The organism is Planococcus sp. S3-L1, assembly GCF_030063085.1.
In the GTDB taxonomy this organism is placed as follows: domain Bacteria; phylum Bacillota; class Bacilli; order Bacillales_A; family Planococcaceae; genus Planococcus; species Planococcus kocurii.
Genome location: NZ_JASISN010000025.1, coordinates 24916 through 50509, shown reverse-complemented (window position 1 = coordinate 50509; position 25594 = coordinate 24916). Strand labels below are relative to the sequence as shown.

20 protein-coding genes and 1 tRNA gene are annotated in these 25594 nt (G+C 42.4%); 4 read left to right on the top strand and 17 right to left on the bottom strand.

Annotated features, from left to right (window positions below; translation table 11 throughout):
• Positions 1 to 412: 412 nt before the first annotated feature.
• The 11 genes from lysS to tilS all read right to left on the bottom strand — a co-directional run bounded on the left by lysS (position 413) and on the right by tilS (position 11761).
• Positions 413 to 1897: a lysine--tRNA ligase gene (gene lysS, locus QMF37_RS16435; RefSeq protein ID WP_078080008.1), complete on the bottom strand. Its 1485-nt coding sequence runs from the start codon at positions 1895 to 1897 to the stop codon at positions 413 to 415.
• 168 nt (positions 1898 to 2065) lie between these two features.
• Positions 2066 to 2566, bottom strand: a complete 501-nt coding sequence (gene folK, locus QMF37_RS16430) for a 2-amino-4-hydroxy-6-hydroxymethyldihydropteridine diphosphokinase (RefSeq protein WP_058386763.1) — start codon at positions 2564 to 2566, stop codon at positions 2066 to 2068.
• Entirely contained in the window at positions 2563 to 2928 is a 366-nt protein-coding gene (gene folB / locus QMF37_RS16425) for a dihydroneopterin aldolase (protein WP_058386764.1), read from the bottom strand. The genes folK and folB overlap by 4 nt, the downstream gene beginning before the upstream one ends.
• A complete protein-coding gene (gene folP / locus QMF37_RS16420; protein ID WP_058386765.1) occupies positions 2928 to 3740 on the bottom strand; it encodes a dihydropteroate synthase in 813 nt (270 codons plus the stop codon). The genes folB and folP overlap by 1 nt, the downstream gene beginning before the upstream one ends.
• A gap of 126 nt (positions 3741 to 3866) precedes the next feature.
• Positions 3867 to 4808 carry a cysteine synthase A gene (gene cysK, locus QMF37_RS16415; RefSeq protein WP_071153238.1) on the bottom strand — a complete coding sequence of 314 codons (942 nt, stop codon included), beginning with the start codon at positions 4806 to 4808 and terminating at the stop codon, positions 3867 to 3869.
• A gap of 131 nt (positions 4809 to 4939) precedes the next feature.
• Positions 4940 to 5881: a peptidyl-prolyl cis-trans isomerase gene (locus tag QMF37_RS16410; protein WP_071153237.1), complete on the bottom strand. Its 942-nt coding sequence runs from the start codon at positions 5879 to 5881 to the stop codon at positions 4940 to 4942.
• Positions 5865 to 6746: an Hsp33 family molecular chaperone HslO gene (hslO, locus tag QMF37_RS16405; RefSeq protein WP_058386768.1), complete on the bottom strand. Its 882-nt coding sequence runs from the start codon at positions 6744 to 6746 to the stop codon at positions 5865 to 5867. The genes QMF37_RS16410 and hslO overlap by 17 nt, the downstream gene beginning before the upstream one ends.
• Before the next feature lie 17 nt (positions 6747 to 6763).
• The gene (locus QMF37_RS16400; RefSeq protein ID WP_071153236.1) at positions 6764 to 7531 is read right to left on the bottom strand and encodes a type III pantothenate kinase; all 768 of its coding nucleotides are present in this window, start codon (positions 7529 to 7531) and stop codon (positions 6764 to 6766) included.
• A 115-nt stretch (positions 7532 to 7646) separates the two neighbouring features.
• A complete protein-coding gene (ftsH, locus tag QMF37_RS16395) occupies positions 7647 to 9665 on the bottom strand; it encodes an ATP-dependent zinc metalloprotease FtsH (protein WP_071153235.1) in 2019 nt (672 codons plus the stop codon).
• Between the two features lie 121 nt (positions 9666 to 9786).
• Positions 9787 to 10338 (bottom strand): hypoxanthine phosphoribosyltransferase, encoded by a 552-nt coding sequence (gene hpt / locus QMF37_RS16390; protein ID WP_071153234.1) that lies wholly within the window; start codon positions 10336 to 10338, stop codon positions 9787 to 9789.
• 25 nt (positions 10339 to 10363) lie between these two features.
• The gene (gene tilS, locus QMF37_RS16385) at positions 10364 to 11761 is read right to left on the bottom strand and encodes a tRNA lysidine(34) synthetase TilS (RefSeq protein ID WP_071153233.1); all 1398 of its coding nucleotides are present in this window, start codon (positions 11759 to 11761) and stop codon (positions 10364 to 10366) included.
• A gap of 126 nt (positions 11762 to 11887) precedes the next feature.
• On the opposite strand from tilS, the gene QMF37_RS16380 reads away from it, so the two are divergent.
• A tRNA-Met gene (locus tag QMF37_RS16380) sits at positions 11888 to 11961 on the top strand.
• Positions 11962 to 12126: 165 nt separating this feature from the next.
• Here the strand turns inward: QMF37_RS16380 and QMF37_RS16375 are convergent.
• On the bottom strand, positions 12127 to 12549 hold the full coding sequence (locus QMF37_RS16375; RefSeq protein WP_058386773.1) for a S1 domain-containing RNA-binding protein: 423 nt from the start codon (positions 12547 to 12549) through the stop codon (positions 12127 to 12129).
• A gap of 116 nt (positions 12550 to 12665) precedes the next feature.
• The gene (locus tag QMF37_RS16370) at positions 12666 to 13088 is read right to left on the bottom strand and encodes an FtsB family cell division protein (protein ID WP_071153232.1); all 423 of its coding nucleotides are present in this window, start codon (positions 13086 to 13088) and stop codon (positions 12666 to 12668) included.
• 281 nt (positions 13089 to 13369) lie between these two features.
• Between QMF37_RS16370 and QMF37_RS16365 the strand changes: the two genes are divergently transcribed.
• From QMF37_RS16365 to argF, 3 genes are read left to right on the top strand one after another with little or no spacing between them, the layout of a single operon-like run.
• Positions 13370 to 14440: a carbamoyl phosphate synthase small subunit gene (locus QMF37_RS16365; RefSeq protein WP_071153231.1), complete on the top strand. Its 1071-nt coding sequence runs from the start codon at positions 13370 to 13372 to the stop codon at positions 14438 to 14440.
• Positions 14433 to 17531: a carbamoyl phosphate synthase large subunit gene (locus QMF37_RS16360; RefSeq protein WP_078080005.1), complete on the top strand. Its 3099-nt coding sequence runs from the start codon at positions 14433 to 14435 to the stop codon at positions 17529 to 17531. Before QMF37_RS16365 ends, QMF37_RS16360 begins: the two co-directional genes overlap by 8 nt.
• Positions 17528 to 18481, top strand: a complete 954-nt coding sequence (gene argF / locus QMF37_RS16355; protein WP_078080003.1) for an ornithine carbamoyltransferase — start codon at positions 17528 to 17530, stop codon at positions 18479 to 18481. Before QMF37_RS16360 ends, argF begins: the two co-directional genes overlap by 4 nt.
• Before the next feature lie 49 nt (positions 18482 to 18530).
• Here argF and QMF37_RS16350 read toward each other — a convergent pair whose 3' ends face one another.
• From QMF37_RS16350 to mfd, 4 genes are all read right to left on the bottom strand, one after another.
• On the bottom strand, positions 18531 to 18821 hold the full coding sequence (locus QMF37_RS16350; protein WP_058386778.1) for an RNA-binding S4 domain-containing protein: 291 nt from the start codon (positions 18819 to 18821) through the stop codon (positions 18531 to 18533).
• Between the two features lies 1 nt (position 18822).
• The gene (yabN, locus tag QMF37_RS16345) at positions 18823 to 20286 is read right to left on the bottom strand and encodes a bifunctional methyltransferase/pyrophosphohydrolase YabN (protein ID WP_078080001.1); all 1464 of its coding nucleotides are present in this window, start codon (positions 20284 to 20286) and stop codon (positions 18823 to 18825) included.
• Positions 20283 to 21887 (bottom strand): putative polysaccharide biosynthesis protein, encoded by a 1605-nt coding sequence (locus tag QMF37_RS16340; RefSeq protein ID WP_078079999.1) that lies wholly within the window; start codon positions 21885 to 21887, stop codon positions 20283 to 20285. Before QMF37_RS16340 ends, yabN begins: the two co-directional genes overlap by 4 nt.
• A 122-nt stretch (positions 21888 to 22009) precedes the next feature.
• Positions 22010 to 25543 (bottom strand): transcription-repair coupling factor, encoded by a 3534-nt coding sequence (gene mfd, locus QMF37_RS16335; RefSeq protein WP_071153230.1) that lies wholly within the window; start codon positions 25541 to 25543, stop codon positions 22010 to 22012.
• Positions 25544 to 25594: the final 51 nt, after the last annotated feature.

Below are 25594 nucleotides of genomic sequence, written 5' to 3'. Positions count from 1 at the left end.
AGCGTTCGTCCTGAGCCAGGATCAAACTCTCCATTATAGAGTAGTGTTGATTGCTCAATACTGCTGGCGTATCGCCGTCCGAAGACGCACGATTCGCTTTGATCTGCGCAATGCTGATCAGTAAGTTTTGCGCGGGCCGTTTTGCGCGACCGTTGCTATTTGTTGACGTTTTGCTGTTCAGTTTTCAAGGTTCAAGTTGTTCGCCGTTTCTGTAATGGCGACTTTTCAATATTACCAACTTCTCATTCAGAAGTCAACAACTTTTTTGTTAATGTTTTCTTCGCATCTTTTATTATGAAAAACGCGACAAAAAATAGTATAGCATCGTTTCAGAATAGATACAAGTACTTTTTTAAAAAATCACCGATCTAAAGGTTAAACCCCTTTAAACCGGCTTTTTTGAAACACCCTCTTATTCTTTAGGTCGCATTTGAGGGAATAATAACACGTCTCGAATAGATGAAGAATTCGTCAACAACATGATTAAACGGTCAATACCAATTCCCAATCCACCAGTTGGCGGCAATCCGTATTCTAGTGCCTCAATAAAATCCTCATCCATTTCATGAGCTTCATCGTTTCCTTCTGACTTCTCAATCAATTGCGCCTCAAAACGTTGACGTTGATCGATAGGATCATTCAATTCTGTAAAAGCATTCGCGTGCTCACGTCGTACGATGAACAATTCAAAGCGATCAGTGAAACGTTCATCTTCAGGATTCTTTTTAGCTAAAGGCGAAATTTCAACAGGATGTCCGTAAACAAAGGTTGGTTGAACCAATTGCTCTTCTACTTTTTGCTCAAAAAACTCATTTAAGATATGCCCTACTTCCATTGTAGGTTTAACATCAATGCTATGTTCTTTCGCTAAAGATTGAGCTTCTTCTTTCGTCATCTGTTTCCAGAAATCAACACCTGTGTATTCTTTCACTGCATCAGCCATGTGTAGTCGTTTCCAGCCCACCGCTAAGTCAATTTCATCTTCTCCATATTGTACCGTAGTTGTTCCAAGCACTTCTTGGGCAATATGCGCAACTAAATTTTCAGTAAGAGCCATAATGTCATTATAATCTGCATAAGCTTCATATAGTTCCAGCATCGTAAATTCCGGGTTATGACGAGTTGATATTCCTTCGTTACGGAAAACACGACCAATTTCATATACTTTCTCTAAACCACCAACAATTAATCGCTTTAGATGAAGTTCAATTGCAATGCGGATATACAATTCCATATCCAACGCATTGTGATGAGTTACGAATGGTTTTGCAGCCGCTCCTCCTGCGATTGAATGAAGCATAGGCGTTTCCACTTCTAAAAATCCTGCGTTATCTAAATAGCGGCGCATAGATTGAATGATGCGGCTACGAAGGATAAAGGTCTCTTTGCTAGATTCGCTTGTCAGCAAATCCAAATAACGTTGACGGTAACGTTGCTCTATATCTTTTAAGCCATGGAATTTTTCAGGTAAAGGACGTAATGCCTTTGTAAGGAATTCCACTTCTTTTGCTTTAATAGAGAGTTCTCCTACATTTGTTTTAAATACAACCCCTTTAATCCCTAGGATATCTCCTAGATCAACTGTATTGTAAAACTCGTAAGCTTCTTCGCCAATAGCATCTTTACGAACGTAAATTTGAATTTGGCCTTTTAAGTCTTGAATATGGGCAAATCCAGCTTTCCCTTTTCCACGCTTGGTCATAACTCGTCCGGCAATAACTACTTCGTACGATGCTTCTTCTAACTCTTCTTTAGAAAGCTCTCCATATTGCTCAATGATTTCTTGCGACAAGTGCGTCCGTTCGAATCGTCCACCGAATGGATCCATTCCGTTGTCTCGGAAGTTCTGCATTTTTTGACGTCTAACTACCAATTGATCGTTTAATTCTTCTGACATGCCCTACACTCCTTTATCTGTTTAACACTAAATCTCATTCATGTATTTCTCTATTGTACACAATTTCTTACCATACTACATAAAAAAGCTGCCACGAATTTGTGGCAACTTCTATACTGTGTTGCGAAAAGCTTTTGAGTCCACCAATTCTTCCGAACGGAATTTCTGTTACAACTCCATTCGTACGTCTTGCAAAAACATTTCAATGTCTTTATAGGACTTCCATAAACGAACACCGTCTACTTCGAAATTATCTTCCACTTTAAATTCCTGGTTTATTTCGAGTAGTGGCACGATAACGAAAGCCCGTTCATCCATTCGTGGATGTGGAACAATAAGTCTGTCATTTTTTATATTATCTTGATTATACAATAAAATATCAAGATCTATTGTCCGTGGCCCCCACCTAATAAGGCGCTTACGATTTAAATTTTGTTCAATCTTCTGGCAAACATCCAATAATTTGACTGCATTTAATTCCGTTTCGAGTTGGACGACCATATTTAAGAAAGGCTCTTGCTCTTTATATCCCACAGGATCTGTTTCATACAGAGAAGAAATGCGCGTAACTGTAATGGACGGGAATGTTGAAAGTTGCAAGACAGCTTGCCTTAACATTTCGAAACGGTCACCCATATTTGAGCCGAGTGATAAATAACTTTGGTTCATGCGAACTTTCCTCGCGTTAAGTCAATGGCCACGGATTTATAGTGACCGGGAATCGGTGGATCTGGTTTGATTAGTTGTACACGAACGCCTTGCACTAAAGGAAAATCTGTTAGAATTCGGCTAGCTACACTTTCCGCTACAGCTTCCACCAATTTCTTGGGCTCTCCTTCGACAATTGAACGGCAAGCTTCATAGACTTCTCCGTAATGCACTGTATGTTCTAGAGCGTCAGTCTCTCCAGCTTGCTGAAGGTCCACTGCCAATGAAACCGTCATACGAAATCGTTGACCTAATTTTGTTTCTTCAGGAAATACACCGTGGTAACCATAAAATTCCATATCGTTTACGTGAATAAAATCCATTATTTCTCCTCCTTATATGGGCGCTTGCCCGTTAACGCGTCCATCATTCGAACTGTGCGCACCGTTTCTTTTACATCGTGCACACGAACCACGTGACATCCGTGACTTATGCCACAACAAATCGTTGCGAGCGAACCTTCTAAGCGTTCTTCAACAGTGGTGTCTAGAATTTTTCCAATGAATGACTTTCTTGAGGTACCCAGAAGAATGGGATAACCCAATTCCACCATTTGCTCAACCAACTGAATCGCTTGGAGGTTTTGCGTTACTGTTTTAGCAAAACCAACACCTGGATCGAGCCAAATATGCTCTTTACGCACGCCGGCAGCTAAAGCAATTTCAATACTTTCACTTAAATCCTGCATCATGTCTTCTCGGAAATTCGAATAGGACGCATGATGTCGGTTATGCATAAGGATCATAGGGACGTTCCATTTAGCAGCCACACTCGCAATTAACGGATCAAACTTCGCCCCCCAAATATCATTTATAATATGGGCTCCAGCAGCAATAGCCGCATCCGCTACACGCGATTTATACGTATCGACAGAGATCAATACATCAAAATGTTCTCGTAAAGCTTTGATGACTGGCACAATCCGCTCAATTTCTTCTTGATCTGAAATCCGGACATGGCCCGGGCGTGTAGATTCACCCCCTACATCAATAATATCCACACCCTCTTCTACCATCTGTTTAGCGTGACTCAATGCCTGTTCGACACCCGCGTACTTACCACCATCAGAAAAAGAATCTGGTGTGACATTTAATATACCCATGACGAGCGTTTTATTCGTAAAATTGATTTCCATAAACGTTCACGTCCAAACTTGGAAGATGTATTGCTTCTTGAAAATGCAAGCACGCCTTCATTTTACCTCAATTGATCAGTTTTTTCCCATAAAAAAAGAGCAGCATAGGCCTGCTCTTTTTATCTTTTAATTTGATTCGTCGAATTGATACAGCGGTGTACTTAAGTAGCGTTCTCCATTAGACGGAATAATCGCCAACACTTTTTTGCCTTTACCCAATCGCTTAGCAACTTGAAGTGCAGCGTAGATGGCAGCACCCGAAGATACCCCTCCGAGAATGCCTTCTTCACGCGCTGCTTGACGAGCTGTTGCATATGATTGATCGTTGGTTACTTGGATAATTTCATCATAGACTTTGGTGTTTAGCACAGATGGTATGAAGCCAGCTCCAATACCTTGAATTTTATGTGGTCCTGGCTTACCACCTGACAAAACTGCAGAATCCGTAGGTTCTACTGCCACTATACTTATTTTAGGATATTTTTCTTTTAACACTTGGCCTGCGCCCGTAATCGTACCACCTGTCCCAATCCCTGCAATGAAAGCATCCAATTGATCGCCCATCGTTTCAACGATTTCAGGACCCGTCGTTAACCGGTGCACTTCCGGATTTGCTTCATTATTGAATTGTTGCGGCATATACCATCCGTGTTCAGCTGCATTTTTTTCAGCTGTTTTAATCGCACCATTTGGACCGTTCATACCATCTGGACCTGGTGTTAAAATCAAGTCTGCTCCGTAGGCACGCAATAAATTACGGCGCTCCATACTCATTGTCTCCGGCATCACTAACACAGATTTATAACCTTTCGCTGCCGCGATCATCGCTAAGCCAATTCCGGTGTTGCCACTTGTCGGTTCAATGATGGTATCACCTTCTTTTAACTCACCGGACTTCTCAGCCGCTTCAATCATTGCAAGCGCTATACGATCTTTAACACTGCTACCAGGATTGAAGTATTCTAATTTCAAATAAACATCAGCATCTTCAGGACCCGTTAAGCGATTTAATTTTACGATTGGTGTTTGCCCAATCAAGTCGGTAATTGAATTTCCCACTCTCGCCATCTCCAACACTCCTAATCCCTAGTAAATTTGTCGACTTTAATAAAGTTAATGTTAGCAATACTGTAGACACTTTGTCAAACTTCGTGAATTCATAAAAAAAGACGTTTCATCACGAAACGTCTAGTGAAAATCTATTCTCCGTAAAACCAAGTAGCATCAAACTCTTGCCAAAAAGCTTCTGGTGATACTGATTGCGGCAATTGCTCAAGCGCTAGCTCACGGCTAATATGACCTGCCACATCCTCATAAGAAAACGTTTGGCCATCTACTTTTTCTGTAACAGAAATAATGGCTGTTTTGCCATTTTCAAGCGCCAGCGGAGATGACCATCCACCTACCTCTACTTTTGTAACCGCTTTGGCAATATTGGCATCTATCCCCGGTTCGCCATTAGAAATATAACCAATGTCGCCACCAAGGTTTCCAGTCGCACTGTCGATGGAACGTTCACGAGCAGTCGCTTCAAATGAAGAGCCTTTTTCGAGCTCTGCAATGGTTTCTTCCGCCTCTGCTGATGAATTTAAGACAATCATTTGCGTACGGTATGAATTTTTAACATCATAAAGTGATTGATTATCGTCGTAAAACGCCTTGATTTCATCATCTTCAATAACGACGTCTTTTGTCAGCACTTTTTCTAAAATCAATTGCGCTTTTATTTTTTCGCGTTGACGCGTTTCGTCTGTTGCATACAACGCTGTTTCTGTACCGTCTTGTGATGATCGAAGAAGCGCCAATTCCAAGTCAATTTCTTTATCACTTACTTCAATTCCATAATCCTTAGCTGCTGTTGCCATGACTTTTTCATTGACCAACTCGAGTAACGCTTCGCGACCATGCTGTTCTTCCATAGAAGCCAGCCATTGCTCACGTGTAACAGCTTGTCCGTTAACTGAAGCGACTTCTTCGACCTTTCCGGTACCATTTGGAATTAACCAAGCAATAAACCACAAAAAATTGGCTAATAGCAAGATCCCTATGATCATCAGTACCGGCTTGGTTTTTAAATGTCTTTTCGGCTTCGCTGTATCTGCCGGTGATACAGGTCGACGGTTATTATAATTGGAGCTCATTAATAAACGACTCAAGTTCCTCTTTGGAATAATGATACGTTTCTAAACAGAAATGGCATTGTGCTTCTGCCATTCCGTCTTCATCGATCATGTCTTGGATTTCCTTTTTCCCAAGCCCTAGAATAGCTGTTGCGAAACGATCTTTGGAACAATTGCAGTCGAAATGTACCGGCATTTTATCAAGAATTTGAACATTTCCTTCTCCAAGAACCGCTTCAAGAATTTCTTCTGGTGATAAGCCGCGCTGAATCATATGCGACACAGGCTCGATACCGGCCAAGTGTTCTTCGATTTGCGTGATTGTTTCATCGTCAACATTTGGCATCAATTGAATAACAAATCCACCCGCCGCCAAAATTGAGTTGTCTGTATCTACCAATACACCCAGCCCAACTGACGAAGGTACTTGTTCAGATGTAGCAAAATAATAAGTGAAATCTTCTGCAATTTCTCCCGAAACAATTGGCGTTTGACCTGTAAAATTATCGCGCATTCCCAAATCTTTCACGACTGACATCATGCCGGTTGTACCAACTGCACGACTAACATCCAATTTCCCTTGTGCGTTTAAATCGAAATGAGTTTGCGGGTTAGAGACATATCCACGAACGCCACCTTTGGCATTGCTATCGACTAGCAACGCGCCAACTGGTCCGCCACCTTCAATTTTGATGGTTACTTTATCGTCACCTTTCAACATAGCCCCTAGCATAACGCCACCTGTCATGGCACGTCCTAATGCCGCTGACGCGGTTGGCCACATCATGTGACGACGCTGCGCTTCTCCTACTGTTTTCGTACTATCTACCGCAAATGCACGGACGCTCCCATTAAAACCGAGGCCGCGAACTAAATAATCTGACACATTTATCGTCCCTTTCTTTACGCTTGGTTGCGTTTGTAAATTAAATACAGTCCTCTTACTGTTAAAAAAGGATCTACATAGTCGATGACTGTTGTTTCGTTAGCAATTAAAGAAGCCATACCACCCGTCGCAATCACTATCGGCTTTTCTTTGCTGTGCTTTTTCATTCGCGTCACGATTCCTTCTACTTGACCTACGTAACCGTAGACAATACCAGCTTGCATAGCGGAAATGGTATTTCTGCCTACTACATGATCTGGAGTAGCGATTTCAATCCGCGGCAATTTAGAGGCACGAGCATATAGCGCCTCTGTTGAAATGTTAATGCCAGGTGCAATGGCACCTCCCATATACTGCTGCTTTTCATCAATATAACAGAAGGTGTTGGCCGTACCAAAGTCCACAACAATTAACGGACCACCGTATTCGTGAATGGCGGCTACCGCGTTGACAATCCGGTCGGCACCGACTTCACGAGGATTGTCATACTTAATATTGAGACCTGTTTTGACACCGGGTCCAACAATCATCGGCGTTACTCGAAAATATTTTTGACACATACGCTCTAACATAGACATAATCGGTGGCACAACAGAAGACATAATAATACCATTTATTGATGAAAACGTTAATCCTGCTTCATCTAGAAATGCTTTGATTTGCATTCCGTATTCATCTTCTGTTTTGTGGCGAAGAGTTGCCATACGCCAATGGTGCAATAGCTGATCCTGGTCGTAAACGCCCAGAACAATCGTTGTATTTCCAGCATCTAATACGAGTATCATCATTTACCCTCACTTGTTGACGAATTTCCAAAACATCATACCATAATTTAAAGAAAGCAAAAAGCTGATTGCCTGTCCCCTCAAAAGGGAATGGGCAACCAGCTTGTTGTTTTTGTTATTTACGTTCTTCTTGAATCGAATCTCTTACAGGAGCCGCTTCGCCTTCTGCAGATGGTAAATCTCCTGCTGAAGGATCAGACGGAGCACCTACAGCTTCCGAAACGTCACTGTCTTTAGTCAAATCGGGTTTGCTGTCGTCTCCGAAATCACCGTTTAATGTTTCGTAATCACGTTCAGGAAGTGTACCGTGATCTTTCAAATGCAAAATCTGACCTGCATCTAAAGTTTCCACTTCAAGCAATGTAGTCGCAATCAATTCAAGAAGTTCTTTCTTTTCAGTCAGAATTTCTTTTGTACGAATATATTGCTCCTTGATGATTCGTTGCATTTCCTGATCGATTTCAAAGGCAATGGCATCTGAATAATTTTGTTCAGAGTTAAAGTCACGCCCTAAGAATACGTTACCGCCTTGTGCTGTACCGAATTGAACTGGACCAATCTTGTCACTCATTCCGTATTCCGTTACCATGCTGCGGGCAATTGCCGTCGCACGTTGGAAATCGTTATGAGCGCCGGTAGATACTTCACCGAACATGATGTCTTCAGCTACACGTCCGCCTAGTAAACCGGAAATCTTATCAAGCAGTTCAGGTTTTGTCATAAAGTAACGATCTTCTTTTGGTAGCATGACCGCATAGCCGCCAGCTTGCCCACGGGGAACGATGGTTACTTTATGGACTGTTTCAGCATCATCAAGCGTTAATCCGATAACGGTATGACCTGCTTCGTGGAATGCCACGATATTGCGTTCTTTTTTCGAAATGACACGATTTTTCTTAGCAGGACCCGCAATAACACGGTCAGATGCTTCGTCAAGATCGGACATATCAATTTTAAGTTTATTGCGACGAGCTGCAACGAGTGCTGCTTCGTTCAATAAATTCTCTAAATCCGCACCTGAGAATCCAGGAGTACGTTGAGCGATTGCTTTTAAATCAACGTTTTCTTCAAGCGGTTTGTTGCGCGCATGTACTTTAAGAACTTCTTCGCGACCTTTAACATCTGGACGACCTACAGTAATCTGACGGTCAAAACGACCTGGACGAAGTAGAGCCGGATCCAAAATGTCTGGACGGTTCGTTGCAGCAACAATAATGACGCCTTCGTTTACACCAAAGCCATCCATCTCTACCAATAACTGGTTCAATGTTTGTTCACGTTCATCATGTCCACCACCGAGGCCAGCGCCACGTTGACGTCCAACTGCGTCAATTTCATCGATGAAAATAATACAAGGTGCATTTTTCTTCGCGTTTTCAAATAAATCACGAACTCGAGAAGCTCCGACACCAACGAACATCTCAACAAAATCTGAACCACTGATAGAGAAGAAAGGAACACCTGATTCTCCAGCAACAGCACGTGCCAACAAGGTTTTACCAGTACCCGGAGGTCCAACAAGCAAAATCCCTTTTGGAATGCGAGCGCCGATGTCAGCAAATCTACGCGGATCTTTCAAGAAGTCAACAACTTCGACAAGTTCTTGTTTTTCTTCATCTGCGCCTGCTACATCATTAAAACGAACTTTTTGTTTCTGATCATCATATAACTTCGCTTTGCTTTTACCAAAGTTCATCACACGGCCGCCTCCGCCACCTTGTGATTGGTTAAGTAAGAAGAAGAAAAGAATAAAGATGATAATGAACGGGATGATACCTGTGAAAAATGAAACCCAACCACTGGTTTGTGGAGCTTTCACATATTCAACTTCAACACCGTCTTGCGTTTTTGCAACCGCATCAATTTCAGCAGTCAACGCTTCATTTTCTAGCGGAATATTCGTAACAAACGACTGACCGTCTTCATATCCAGTCATCTTCCCTGTCACTTCATAGACCATTGCATCTGGCTGAATTTTGACTTCTTCAATTTTGCCATCTTCAAGTGCTTCCAAAAATTCGTTATATCCTATATTTTCAGTCGGCTGGTTGCTATTGTTGAAAGTACCCAGAATCCCGATAATAACTAGGAAAATCAGTAAATAAAATATGGTGTATCGAAATATCCGATTCATCCCGCGCCTCCTCATAAAGTTTCCCTAAAACTATACTAAATACTACCATAGGAACATTTCAGCATACAACGAAAAGCCCTTATTCTCGCCGTTAAATCCCCAGACTGTGAACGATCATTGTCTATTCTTCTTGTTCAGCGTAAATCGATGGCTTTAAAACACCGATGTAAGGCAGATTCCGGTATCTTTCTGCAAAATCCAGTCCATAACCTACAACAAATGCATCCGGCACTTCAAACCCAACGTAATCAGCTTTCAAATCTACTTTTCGTCCAGTTGGTTTATCCAGCAAGGTAACGATTTTAATCGATTTTGCTTTGCGGTATTTGAATAGGTCCACTAAATAGCTAAGTGTTTTTCCACTATCGATGATGTCTTCAATAATTAGCAGATCGCGTCCTTCGACACTAGCGTTCAAATCTTTAACGATTTTAACTTCCCCAGAAGAAACAGTGGCATTCCCATAACTCGAGACGTCCATGAAATCCATTTCAACAAAACCATCAATGCGCTTCATCAAATCTCCCATGAACGGCATTGCACCTTTTAATACCCCAATAGCTAATGGATATTTATCTTTGTAATCCTCTGTTAATATAGCTCCCAGTTCACGTGCTTTGTCCTGTAGCTGTTCTTCGCTAATCAATATTTCTTTAATATCGTTCTGTAACATAGTGGACCTCCTAATATTCCTTGTTTTACATGCTATATAATTGTTCAATTAGTACCCAATTATCTCCACCGCGCTTATGCTGACTAATTACGGAAGATGACCGTAAGCCTGGCACTAATAACAGTTCATTTGTGTCCGTCGCAATGACAGGCCAATTTTCTCTCCTAGGCATAGGGATTTTTTCATCAATCATTAAACGTGCCAGTTTTTTTGGCTGATCCATCCCAGCTAGCTGAATCCGATCACCCGGTTCTCTGCTCCGCAAAAAGAATGTAGAATCTTTTGGTGCTTGAAAATACCAAATTACGGCGTTTTCAACTTTTTCAAATTGCGCAGTAGGCATTATTTTGTAACGACATCCACTGTAAACGGGTGTCCAGTCTGCTTCAATAGCAATAGGTGCGAGTGTATCCTGTTGCCTTAGCGATTGCTGTTTGAAGACAACCAAATCGTATTGACGTGTTGCTATATAATTTTGCGGCAAATGCAAAAAGACAGTGCCAGATGAACTTTGCATCATTTCCTGCAGTTGTTCGACCAGTTGTCTCGTCACAGGAACTCGCTTCGGATTATATAGATAGTTTAATAGTAGTAGAACCATTCTTTTTTGTAAAGCACGCGCCTCAACTCTGAAACTTTTGGCAGACAACATAATTGCTCCATCTCTTCTCTGAATCAACCGTTGCAGTTTGTCTTTAGTCAACTCCTGAAGAAATTGCTGATCTTGCTGCATGTCTTCAGCGAGTTCTACGAAATTCTGAGAGACTTCTTTATTCTCTTCTTTGAGAAGTGGTAAAATCCGCTTGCGCAAGCGATTCCGTGCATATGTTATTTCACTATTACTCGAATCTTCTCGGTACGGAATTTCATAAAAATTGGCGTAAGCTGAAATTTGATCTTTATCTACCGCCAATTGAGGACGAATTAAAAAACCGTCTCCGAAAGGCCGGCTCGCTTGAATGCCAAAAGCACCATCTTGAAGACTGCCTCTCAACCCTGACATGAGGATTGTCTCAAGTTGATCGTCTGCATGATGCGCTGTAGCAAACTTATTAGCGCCCGTCTGCTTCATGATTTTCAAGAAATAGGCATAGCGTTCGGATCGGCACAATTGCTGCTTATTGCCGCCTTGTTCTTCTAAAATTTTTAGAATCGGAATAGCTCGACTAAAGCATTCAACTCCCCACCGCATAGCTGTTGCTTGTGTAAACAGATGATCTTGATGCGATTCTTCGCCTCTTAGCATATGGTCTACATGGACTGCCACAACTGAAATACCCAGTTCCTCTTTTTGTGCATTCAAAAAATGAAGTAACACCATGGAATCGATTCCACCTGAACAACCGACAAGCACCTTGTCTCCTTCTTGAAATAACTTATGCTTTTTACTATAGTGCATCAGTAACTCTTGAAAGTTTTTCATTTCTTCATTTCACCTGCCTATCTCCACTTTTAATACATTTATTGAGAAGGTGGACTAAATTGTTTTGAATTAGTAATTGACAGACCGAACATTCAATAGTATGCTATTAAATGTTCGTTTAAACAAGGCGGCGTAGCTCAGCTGGCTAGAGCGTACGGTTCATACCCGTGAGGTCGGGGGTTCGATCCCCTCTGCCGCCATCATAGTTTACTTTAAAGCAGTACCCTTCAAGGGTGCTGCTTTTTTTGTTTCAAAAAATCAATACCCAGACATAAAAAAAAACGCTCCCCATGGTGAGAAGCGTTTCAATATCAATTTCTAGCTGTGTTGAAGCATTTCCCTATACTATTAAAACAGCTAGCAAGTTAGCCTCTTTTTGCCCCTCTGCCGCCGCGCTTAGATTCAGTAGCGCGCTTCAAAGTCGTCATATTTTCTTCGCTGTCTTTCAAGAACTTTGCCATTTTCGTTTCAAAGTTCTCTTTTGGAGCGCGTTCAAATGAACGATTATTGCTTGGGCGTGGGCGTTGTGGTCGTTCTGTGCCGCCGGCTGGTTGTGGCTTCGCTTTACGAATGGAAAGGCCGATCTTACCGTCTGCTTCTACATTCATGACTTTCACTTCTACCATTTCGCCAACTTTAAGATGATCGTTAATATCTTTTACATAGTTGTCAGCGACTTCACTTATATGCACGAGGCCTGTTGCACCAGTTGGAAGCTGAACAAATGCTCCAAAGTTTGTAATACCTGTGACTTTACCTTCTAACTTGCTGCCTACTTCAATCGACATAAAAAAAATGCTCCTCCTTAAAAATTAAGGTGACTCCAAAATTCTGGGTCACGCTGTCATTTTGCGGGACTTGTCCCACTTTTTATTATAACCATCAAAAAAAGAGTGTCAACTGACTACTCTTTTTCTGCTGGTTTTTCTTCATCTTTATTTTCATCATGTGGCGTGGTAAAAATGATCTCTCCTTCTTCTGAAAGAAAGTAATCCTTACGTGCCAGCTTAGCTAAATACTCTTCATCATTTAATAACAAAATTTGTTCTTGTAGCTGATCTTGCTGCTTTTCAACTTCTTTAAGTTCTATCAGTGCTTCCTCACGAAGTTGTGCTTTTTCAGAGATTGTTTGTGTTTGTGCATAAATAGTCGAACCAATCCAAATCGTAGCCACCAGAATCATTAATCCAAAAACTGACAGTCTTCTAAATAATCGTACTCTGTGAGCCGATTTGCGTGCTTCCTCTACTTCTACCGAACGGACATAGTCATTGCGAATTGAGGTGACTTCGCGCTTTTCCGCCTTGTTGTCTCTCTTCAAACTCATGACCCGCTCTCCTTCCATACTAACTTTGTCATTATTATACATGAAATCCCTTGATATGATAAGCTTTTTCAATAATTTTCCCTATTTTCACTTCTTTCCTCCATTAATCGGCGAAATACAATTTTTTAATATCATAAAAATACAGTTGACTTAATTTTTATACAGACATATAATACTAATCATTATCTTTTTATCTATGCTAACGGATGATTTTTAGTTTAAATTTTAATTCTTATTTTATAAATATACATAATTAATGAATAAAATTTGGAGGGGAATAAATGACAGGTTTATTGACATTATCGAATGGGACAGCATTTAAAGGACGTTGGTACGGTAAAGCTTCTGCTATTCAAGGAGAAATCGTCTTTTTCACAGGCATGACTGGCTACGAAGAAGTTTTAACAGATCCGTCTTATAAAGACCAAATCATTGTATTTTCCTTTCCACTTATTGGTCAATACGGAATTCAATCTCTGTATGCACAGTCTGACGTTATTCAAGTAGCTGGCATCATTGTTTCAGGATTGTACGAAGGACCACTCCCTGATGGGGCGATTTCACTTGCAGAGTTTGCTAATAGTCATGAAGTTCCGATTTTCAGCGACGTCGATACACGTACCCTTATTCAACATGTTCGCGACTCCGGAACCATGCAGTCGCAATTAATTCACGATTCCTCGTCTGAGCTAGAGTGGCAAGCTATAAAAACCCACTTTTTTTCACCTATTGAAGAAACTGAAGAAATTCAAACGATCGGCTGTGGCTCTATCCACATAGGATTGATTGATTTTCATTACAAATCCTCCATTTTAAAAGAGCTGCTGAAGTTGGATTGTAAAGTAACCATTGTGCCTTACGCAACGCCGACAGAAAAGCTTGATTCACTAGAGCTTGATGGCTTACTTTTCTCCAATGGTCCTGGAGACCCAGCCGCTCTTCAACAGTTGTTGCCTATCTATCGTGACTGGGCTGAGCGCTATCCAAGTCTCGGTATTTGCCTCGGTCATCAAGTACTTGCTTCGGCATTTGGCGCGAAAACAACTAAGCTTGTCTATGGTCATCGTGGAGCCAATCATCCGGTTATGAACATGCAGACAAAACGTGTCAGCATGAGTTCACAAAACCATAGCTATGTGGTCGAAAACGATAGTTTAACCAATATCCCTTTTTCTGTACTTTATAAGAACGTCAACGACGACAGCATTGAAGGGCTCATTCACGATACTTTGCCCATAACTACTGTTCAATTTCATCCAGAAGCAGCACCTGGTCCCACTGATCATCTTGAATTGTTCCAGCAATTTTTGGCGGTGATTCACCAGCAAGAAGGAGCGAAACTGTATGCCTAAACAGCAACAAATCAAAAAAGTGTTAGTCATTGGGTCTGGTGCTATCGTTATCGGCCAGGCAGCAGAGTTCGATTATTCGGGTACACAGGCTTGTGTTGCTTTAAAAGAAGAAGGCATCTCTGTCATTTTAATCAACAATAATCCCGCAACGATTATGACCGACAAATCCATTGCCGATCGTGTCTACTTTGAGCCACTGACTTTGGATAGCATTACTGCCATTATTGAAAAAGAACGTCCCGATGGATTGCTTGCAACAGTTGGCGGTCAAACCGGTTTAAACTTGGCGATGACTTTATCTGATTCGGGCATCCTGACTCAATATGGCGTCACTTTGCTTGGCACTGACATGAAAGCCATCAAGCAAGCCGAAGACCGTGAGCAGTTTCGCTCGTTAATGCAGCAGTTAGGTGAACCTGTTCCAGACAGTGACATCATTTATTCAGTTGAAGGGGCATTAGCATTTGCGACTTCAGCCGGTTACCCTCTCATCGTGCGGCCTGCTTATACGCTCGGCGGCTTTGGTGGTGGAATTGCCGAAGATGAAAAAACCTATATCAAGCTGGTCAAGCAAGGATTAAGTGCCAGTCCTATTAAACAATGTTTAGTAGAAATCAGCATTGCCGGTTATAAAGAAATCGAATATGAAGTAATGCGCGACGTAGATGGCACATGCATCACTATCTGCAATATGGAAAATCTAGATCCTGTTGGTGTGCATACCGGTGACTCAATTGTAGTAGCACCCAGTCAAACTTTGAACGACAAAGATTTCCATATGCTGCGTAGCGCGTCTATTCACATTATTGAAGCCCTCGGTATTATCGGCGCTTGCAATGTGCAGTTTGCGCTACACCCGGAAACTTCGGCTTATTATTTAATCGAAGTCAATCCGCGGGTCAGCCGTTCTTCTGCTCTCGCTTCAAAAGCAACCGGTTACCCAATCGCTCGAATCGCTGCGAAATTAGCAATTGGCTATACATTGGCCGAATTGAAAAACCCAGTAACCGGCACGACATTCGCCAGTTTCGAACCCGCATTGGATTATGTGGCGGTCAAAATCCCGCGCTGGCCTTTCGATCAATTTCCACAAGCGGATCGCGTACTCGGCACTCAAATGAAAGCGACTGGCGAAGTAATGGCAATCGAAAGGTCCATGGAAGCGGCCCTGCAAAAAGCGATTCGTTCACTTGAATTGCCAATTGATGGCTTTCGCCTGGTAGCACTTTCGGAATTTTCTACAGAATATTTATGCGAATTAGCAAATAAAGCCGATGATCGTCGTTTGTTCGTACTCTTCGAATTGCTACTACGCGGCAAGTCCACCGACTCGCTTCATAACCTTACAGGCATCACACCATACTTCTTGTTTGTAATGGCTACTATCGTCACAGAATGGCAAGAGCTTCAGCAATTGGACTGGAACAGCATGACGCGCACTCGTCTTTTGAAGGCCAAAAAGCTCGGTTTCAGTGATCAGCAATTGGCTGACTTATGGACGATTCCTTGTTCAGAGATTTGGGGACAACGCCGACTTTGGCAAGTAACACCCACTTATCGAATGATCGATACGTGTGCCGCTGAGTTCCAATCGGATACAAATTATTTTTATTCGACATGGCAAGGCGTTTCAGACGTTACACGGGCTCATCACAAGAAAAAAGTAGCAGTTGTGGGTTCTGGACCCATCCGAATCGGACAAGGCATTGAGTTTGACTATTGCTGTGTGCATAGTGTTCTGGCTGCACAAAAGCTAGGCTACGAAGCCATTATGATTAACAACAATCCGGAAACGGTTAGCACTGATTACGAAGTGGCAGACGCTCTTTATTTTGAGCCCATCACACCCGAAGATATTCTCAATGTCTTGGATTTTGAAGGCATTACTCAAGTAATTCTTCAGTTCGGTGGGCAAACTTCACTAAACGTTGCGGCGGCCTTGCAAGAAGCAGGCATTACAGTTCTTGGATCGACAGTTGATTTGTTAGATCAAATGGAAGACCGTGATCGTTTTTATGCCTTCCTAGAATCGATCGACTTACCGACAATCCCTGGTAAAACAGCACTTGATGCTGCTGCTGTCATTCCAGCTGCTCGCGCCCTCGGCTTCCCAGTGCTACTGCGACCATCCTATGTTATCGGTGGACGCGGCATGATTGTTTTGCACAACGAAACCGAACTTACCAAATGGTTGCAACAAACAACGATGACATTCCCTGTACTAGTAGATCATTTTATTACCGGTAAAGAAGTCGAAGCCGACATCTTAACCGATGGCGAGCATGTCTGGATTTCTGCCTTGTTTGAACATGTTGAAGGAACCGGCGTTCACTCGGGCGATAGCATCGCGATAACGCCACCTGTATCGTTATCGGAAAAGGCACTACAAGAACTTTCTGACACTGCGACGCATGTCGCTAGAAATATGAATTATACCGGCTTATTCAATATTCAATTCGTTTACGAAAACGAACAATTATTTGTCATGGAAATTAACCCACGGGCCTCTCGTACAGCTCCCATTAGCTCCAAAGTGACCGATGTGCCACTCGTTCAACACGCCACGGCTTTATTGCTCGGAGTGCCTTTTGAAAAACTAGCTATCGGAAAAACCTATAACGGACAGCCTGAGTATACGGTTAAAGCACCAGTCTTTTCTCATATTAAATTGCCTGGTCTCTCTCCTATCTTGTCACCTGAAATGATGTCGACAGGTGAAGTGATTGGAACAAGCCCGAATTTAGATACCGCCTTAGCAAAAGCCTTAAACGGCGCTTCCGTTCAATTGGCGGAGCTCTCTTCCGGTGGGACGATTTTTGTTGCAGAACAGTCAGTCGATTACGTAGATCTCGCTCCCTGGCAAGCACTGGGCTTTCGTATTGTCACCGAGACCGTTATGCCTTTTGAGGACTGGTTGAAAACGGAATCGAAAAAAGCTTATATCGACTTTGCCCCTGATCCGGAAAGCACGAATGCGAAGCAAGCAGCCATTCACCGTCTTCACGTGTGGACACGTCCTGAAACAGTGGCTGCCTTTAACGGAACCTATTCATCCATTCTCTCACTATCAAAAGGAGTGCTTGCAAAATGACAATGACCACCCCATTTGCACCATCGATTATCCAGGAAAATTTCTTGTCTTTGAAAGATTACAGCACAGATGAAATTATGGATTTACTAAATCTCGCTATTGAATTAAAAAAACCTGAAAACAAATATTTACCGCTGTTACAAGGCAAAGTGCTGGGCATGATTTTCGAAAAATCTTCGACGCGTACGCGTGTTTCATTTGAAGCTGGTATGCTTCAACTTGGTGGCAACGCTATGTTCTTGAGTTCACAAGACACACAACTTGGACGTGGAGAAACCATTGCTGATACCGGACGTGTTTTGTCAGGTTATTTAGACGGACTAATGATTCGTACGTTTCATCAATCTAGCGTTCAAGAACTAGCAGATTTTAGTTCAATTCCTGTCATTAACGGATTAACCGATGACTATCATCCGTGCCAAGTGATGGCTGATTTGATGACGATACTTGAGCATTTCGGTACCTTAAAAGGCAAAAAAATGGCCTATATCGGAGACGGCAATAATGTAGCTAACTCGTTAATGATCGGTGCCGCTAAAGTCGGCATGGATATAAGCATTGCTTCTCCAATCGCCTATGCTCCAAAACCAGAAATGATCGCTTTAGCAAAACAGATCGCACAATATACCGGTTCAACCATTGAAATTACAGACAACCCAGAACAAGCGGTTAGTGGAAGTGACGCCATTTATACGGATGTCTGGGCAAGTATGGGACAAGAGCAGGAAACCATTGAACGTTTCCAACATTTCCAAGGCTTTCAAGTAAACGAAAACCTCGTCAAACACGCTAAGACCGATTACATCTTCATGCATTGTTTGCCCGCTCACCGTGAGGAAGAAGTGACCACTGCTATTTTAGAAGGTTCGCAGTCCGTCATTTTCCAGCAATCTGAAAATCGGTTGCATGCACAAAAAGCAATTCTCGTTGCATTGATGGCTGATAAATAAGCAGAAAAAAGCCTTAGGAATCATTGGACCCCTAAGGCTTTTTCTGTTTTTACGCTTCGTCATCAATAAATTCAGGCTCAACTTTTTCTAGCTTTTCTTCTTTTAAGATGGTGTACATCGTAACAGCTTCTTCTTTTTTCGCTATTTCTTTCAGCCGATCAATACGTACCGTTACGATTTTTTGACCAAAACGAATTTGCAGTTCATCATTTTCTTTAATAACTGAGCTGGCTTTCGCTTTATTGCCATTTACTAGTATGCGACCTTGGTCAGCTACTTGCTTGGCTAACGTACGGCGTTTGATCAACCGGGATACTTTTAGAAATTTATCTAATCTCATTTCAGTCTTCCTTTCTTGCCAATAATTTGGCTTGGTTCCAAAATACATCTAACTGCTCTAGCGAATAATCACTAAAATCACCGGTTCCTTGTGTTACTTGCTGTTCAACATAATGGAAACGACTTTTGAACTTCTGATTCGCTTGCATCATCGCTTCTTCCGGTGACAAATCAAAGAATCGTGCAAGATTCACTAAGGTAAACAGTAAATCACCCAATTCATCTAATTGACGAGCTTTGGAACCATTCGCTATTTCTTGCTGGAACTCCTTCAATTCTTCTTGAAATTTATCCCAAGCTGCTGCTGCATCCGGCCAACTGAATCCGACCTTCGCTGCTTTTTTTTGATAATTAAATGACGTTGTTAAAGAAGAACTAAATCGTTCTTGGCCTTCTAATACAGAATCTGCTGCCGGTTTTTCCTGTGCTTTGATTTCTTGCCAATTAGCGATAACTTGCTCAGAATCGTCAACCGAAACATCACCAAAAACGTGCGGGTGACGACGAATCATTTTCGCACTAACCGCTTCAAGTACATCTTCTAATTGGAAATAGCCGTTATCTTGACCGATTTGAGCATGCAAGAACACTTGCAGCAATACATCGCCCAATTCATCAGCAATCGCTTCATCATCACCTTCTTGAATTGCCTGAAGCAGCTCATGCGCTTCTTCGATCAAATATGGACTTAAGGACTCATGCGTCTGCTCGCGGTCCCACGGACAGCCTTCAGGGCTTCTCAGTTTCGCAACAATACTACGGAAAGTTTGCCATTCTTTTAAGCGCTGCGTTTGTTGTGCAGCTGGCGGTACGTAGACAGTCGTCAAATTCGTCACTTCTGCTACGCGGTCTAATTCATGAAGCGGTACGGTCTGTAGCACTTCATCTTTAGAACCGGCAGCCGTCACAATCGTTACCGGATACTCATCCGGGTATTTTTCCATCAGCGTTAACTTTACTTCAGAGGCGCTAAAGCTGTCGTATACTTGTGCGATCAATAAATGCTGCGTCATATTTACTTGGTCGCTGGTCATTTCGGTGCCATCCATCAATTGAAAACCTTCGATTGGGTCAATACGAAGCGCACCAAACAAAGAATCTAAGAAACTATGCCCGCCTTCAATAACCAATTGGCAACGTCCCGCTTTTTCTGCCTCAATCAAATTTTGCACTGTTTGCTCGGCAACCAATGGATGACCTGGTACTGCATAAATGACTGATTTTTTTTCAGACAAGTCGATCAAGGTTTCTGCAATTTCTGCATATACCGGACTAAAGCTATCGTGTTTTTCATAAACCGCATCGAAACTTGTGAACGCTACGCCTTCTTGGACAAGTTCTGTCAATACAGGGTGATCCTCGGTTCGTACATATAAGTTAACTGCCGCTTTTAATTTTTTATAGACACCGAGCGGCAATTGGTCTAAATCTCCCGCACCGAGGCCAATAATGTGAATTGTATTCATCGCTTTTCACCTTTTTTCTTTGAATTTATTGCTAATTGTAATTTGGCTAGTTTGCGGCCGAACGGAATAATGTACCATTCCTTTTCTGTGATGATTCGACTTTTACCGATGATTGCCATAAAGATTAAAGCACCAAGTGGAATGGCGGTAGCCGTTGTTAGAAAAGCACCGAAACGACTAGATAAGTGATCAAACAAATAGTTATCAGCTAAAATTGACCAGCCGAATACTACGACAGACATTGCCAGCGCAGCACCGAAAAGCCAGCCATAATAGGAAAGTGGCGCAAATGTTATTGGCCATACCCGCTTAAAATAAAGCAATAAGCCCATTACTACGACCATCAAACCAATGTTTCCAGCAACAGCCGCGCCAGTTACTCCCCAGACAGGCAATAGTAACCAATTGCCGATAACTTTCACAACCATTCCCGTCACTAGCAATAAAGCTGGAACTCTGACCTTACCGAGTCCGTGAAGCATCGCTGTCATAATGAGTAGGAGTGACATCCAGACGATTTGCCAACTGAAAATAATTAACGCTCCAGACCGTTCACGCGTTTGAAATAAGGTTTCGTTAACGTATGGCATAACGAACGTCAGCCCAACTGCCGCTGCAAACGCAAATAAAAACGAGACACGAAAAGCTAAACGTGCGTACATTTCAGCTGGTCGACCACTGTCTTTTTTAGAAGTTCTTGCGACTAGGGGAACAATCGCTAACGTCAGTGAAGTAGCGATTAAAATACCGAATTGTACAAGCGGTTGCCCTCGATCGTAAATCCCTTTTTGCTCCATCGCAACAAACCGTCCCATGCCGCTTTCCTCGAGCAGACGAAAAACCGTAAACGAATCCACTAGCTGAAACAGTACCAAAATTAACGAGCTCATGCTGACGCTCAAACTCACTGCCGTCATTTCCTTAATAATGGGCCAAGCACGAACCGGTAACATCTGATTCTGCGTTTTTAAACCTCTGTTAAAGTAAACCAGTAGTAAAATAACTGCACCAAGTCCACCAATGGCCGCGCCAAGCATTGCCAGTTGTCCAGCAACGTATAAGGAAAACCCATTCGAGACAACCAGCCAAGCACCAGCCAAAATAACGGTGACACGTATTCCTTGTTCCAATACTTGAGCATATGCAACTGGCGCCATGTTGTTGGCGGACTGAAAATAACCTTTCAGCACTGCCAGTGGCGCCATCAATAGTACCGAAAACGCACCGACTTTTAGTAATGGATTTAACTGCAGATCCCCCATCCAACCTGCCAATAATTCGGCACCTGAAAACATGACAACGAAGATCACGACAGAAATGCCTGCTACATAAATGGCAGCGATGCGAAGAATCGCTCTGTGTGATTGCGAATTATAGTCTGCTAATAATTTGGAAATAGCAATGGCAAAACCGTAAGAAGTCCAAATGCCAAAAATCGCAACAAACGGATACACTTGCTGGTAAATGTAAAAGCCTTGGTCTCCTACAAGATTTTGAAAAGGTACTCGGTAAATTGCACTCAGCAACTTAACGATAAATCCTGCAATCGTCAGCAAGACCGCACCTTTCATAAATGATTTCATTGTGCCTTCATTGTTCAAAGGACTCACTCACCTCTTACTGATATGAACTAACTCTAATTATTCGGCCGATAAGTCCGGTGACAGTTGCGAAGTACGAAGCCATATGGTGGAATATCCGCTCTAAAATTTATTGCCTGAAGTTACAAAACCACTTTTTCTTCTCGAAGTGATTCTGGTAATAATTTCATCATGCCTTCTAACACATCAAATGGATGTTGTTTTTTCGTTTTATTTTCATCAATAGACATCATTAACTGTTGACCGGCCATACTAAAACCAACGGCACGCCCATAGACAGCAGATTCCTCTACGACTTTGCCGCCATTGATACTAGCGGTCCCTTTTTCACTAAGTCGAACTGTCACAATTTTACCCGTTTGTTTGATGGATTCGACACCTATTTGGCGCGCCCATACTTTCATGCGGGCAATGCGCAACAAGCTGTTCGTTTCATTCGGCATGTCACCAAAACGGTCGATTAACTCATCCTGCAGCTCAGTCATTTCCTCTACCGTATCGACACCTTTGACACGTTTGTACATTTGGATTTTCTGGTAGCCATCACTGACATAGGAATCTGGAATGTACGCATCAATATCGAGTGAAATCTCGATTTCAGGCACTACTTCTTTTTTGATACCGGTCTGACGTTCATCAATTGCCTCTTGCAGCATTTGCGAATAAAGATCAAAACCGACAGAATCAATAAAGCCGTGCTGCTGTGAACCGAGCAGATTTCCTGCTCCGCGAATCGTCAAATCACGCATGGCGATTTTAAACCCCGATCCAAGTTCCGTAAATTCTTTTATTGCCATCAAGCGTTTTTCTGCAACGTCAGTTAACACTTTGTCACGCTGATACATAAAATAAGCATAAGCGACACGACTCGAACGTCCAACGCGTCCACGCAATTGATACAGCTGTGACAAGCCCATTCGGTCAGCATTGTAAACAATCAAGGTATTAACGTTTGGAATATCAATGCCGGTTTCGATAATAGTGGTCGTCACCAAGACATCGTAATCGCCATCTAGGAAACCTAAAATGACTGATTCTAGTTCGGTTTCACTCATTTGTCCATGAGCATAACCGACGCGAGCTTCTGGTACTAGTTGTTGAATTTCTTCCACTTTTCGCGTCATATCATCGACACGGTTATACAAATAAAACACTTGCCCACCGCGCGCCATTTCGCGTTCGATCGCTTCGCGTACGAGACCGCCATTGTGCTCCATTACATAGCTTTGTACAGGAAAGCGGTTTGCTGGTGGTGTTTCGATAACAGATAAATCTCGAACGCCAATCATCGACATATGAAGCGTACGTGGGATTGGTGTCGCTGTCAGCGTTAAAACATCAACGTTTGTCTTCATTTGTTTGATTTTTTCTTTATGAGTAACACCAAAACGTTGTTCTTCATCAATAATCAGTAAGCCCAGATCCTTGTATTGCATATCCTTCGACAAAATTCGGTGCGTGCCAACGACAACATCAACTGATCCATTTTTCAGTCCTTTAACGGTTTCCGTTTGCTGTTTTTTAGAACGGAAACGACTCATCAAGCCGACTGTAATTGGGTAATCTTTGAACCGCTCGCTCATTGTTTCAAAATGCTGTTGTGCCAATATCGTTGTCGGCACTAAAAACGCCACTTGCTTGCCATCGAGTACCGCCTTAAACGCGGCTCGGATTGCCACTTCCGTTTTACCATAACCTACGTCCCCGCAAATCAAACGGTCCATCGGTCGCTCGTTTTCCATGTCCCGTTTGACTTCATTGATTGAACGCAATTGATCGACAGTTTCTTCGTATGGAAACTCCGCCTCAAATTGACGCTGCATATCCTGCTCTTCAGAAAAGGCAAAGCCTCGTAACGCTTCTCTTTCTGCATAAAGCTTGATCAAATCATCCGCAATGTCTTGAACAGCAGCCGACACTTTTGTACGTGTCTTTTTCCATTCTGCGCCGCCCATTTTATGCAGCTTTGGTTCTTTTTCTTCAGAAGCCACGTATTTTTGAATCAAGTCAATTTTATCGACCGGTACAAATAATTTATCGTCGGCTTTGTAAACGATATGGAGGTAATCTTTATGAACCCCACCGGTTTCTAAAGTTTCAATACCGATAAAACGACCAATCCCGTGATGGATATGAACAATATAATCACCCGGTTTGATTTCGGAATAACTCTTAATACGTTCTGCATTCGTCAGCTTTTGAGACCGCGTTTTCTTTTTCGGTTGTTGCTTAAATAATTCAGAATCCGTAATAACAGTTAATCGTTGCAGCGGCATTTCAAAACCAGTCGCTAGCTCACCATCTACCAAATAAATGTTACCACCTTGGATTTCTGTCGAAGGAACTGCGATTTCAGCTTTCATATCGTAGTCGGCAAGGACCGAACGTACTTTCTCTAAACGCTCCTCGCCTTGCGCTACGATAAAAATCTGCGACTTCCCTAAAACCCAGCGCTCCATTTCCGCTTTTAGCAAATGCATCTGACCATGGAATGACTGCATCGGCTTACAAGAAAAGGCCAATGATTTTTTGACCGATACCATTGGAAATGTCCGAACGAATAAAGACAGAAACGTTACTTTCTGCTCCAATTTCGTCATCATTTCACGGAACGTATACGTTAAAGAAACATCGTGAAGAAACTTCCCTTCTTCAAGCAATGACACAATCCAGTCGCCTTCTTCGCGTTCTAATGTATCTGTCATTTCTTGAATTCGTCCGAGTTCGTCGAAAAAAACCAGTCCATTTCCCGGGAAATAATCGCCTAGAAAAGCTGATTGCGTATCAATCAACGAAGCATATTTAGCTAGCTGTTCTGGTGTTTCGCCTTGTTTTAATTGATTGATATCATGCTGAATATGCTGGTGCATCAAAGCTTTCGTATCGTCAGCTTTTAATTTCTTTAAGCTAGCTGCCAGGTTCGTTTCCAATTTTCCAGCTAGTTGGACCCGTTGGTCTTTTGATAACACTAATTCGCTAGCAGGCAATATGCACAGTGAATGAACTTTTTCGAGTGAACGCTGGTCTTCTGCAGAGAATAGCCGTAGCGAATCCACTTCCGTATCAAATAGCTCGATACGCACCGGATGTTCAAAGTTCAGTGGATAAACATCCAGTATGCCTCCACGAAGCGCAAACTCGCCCGGGGTCGTTACCATTGGCGTACGAGAATAGCCCATCGCCACCAACTTTAACAGCCATTCGTCCGTATCGAGTTCTTCCCCTTCAGCAATCCGCAAGGTAGCATAATCCCATTGTTCTTTCGTTGGCAATAATTTACGCATTCCCGCAACTGGTGTAATGTAGATTCCTTTGCCTACACTCTTCATGTGATCAAGCGTATCAATGCGATGAGCTCGCAGTTCAGGCCCTGAAAAAGACACCTCTGCTGCGATTAACTCTTCCGCTGGGTAAAGGTGGACCTGCTGTTCACCCATCAAACGAACCAAGTCATCATAGACGCGCTGTGCATGCAATAAATTAGGCGTCACAATCAATAGCGGTGTTTCCATTTCAGACCAAATGGTTTGGTAAAAAATAGGCCGCGCGCTACCAGACAAACCAGAAATCAACTGATGGTCCTGCCCTTTCTTCAAATCAGCGATAAATTTTTGTGTGTGGGTATCCTCCGAAAAAATCTTTAAAATATGGTTCATTCAACTTCCTCCTTTCAACAAAATACAAGAAACAGAAAAAAGCTCTGAACG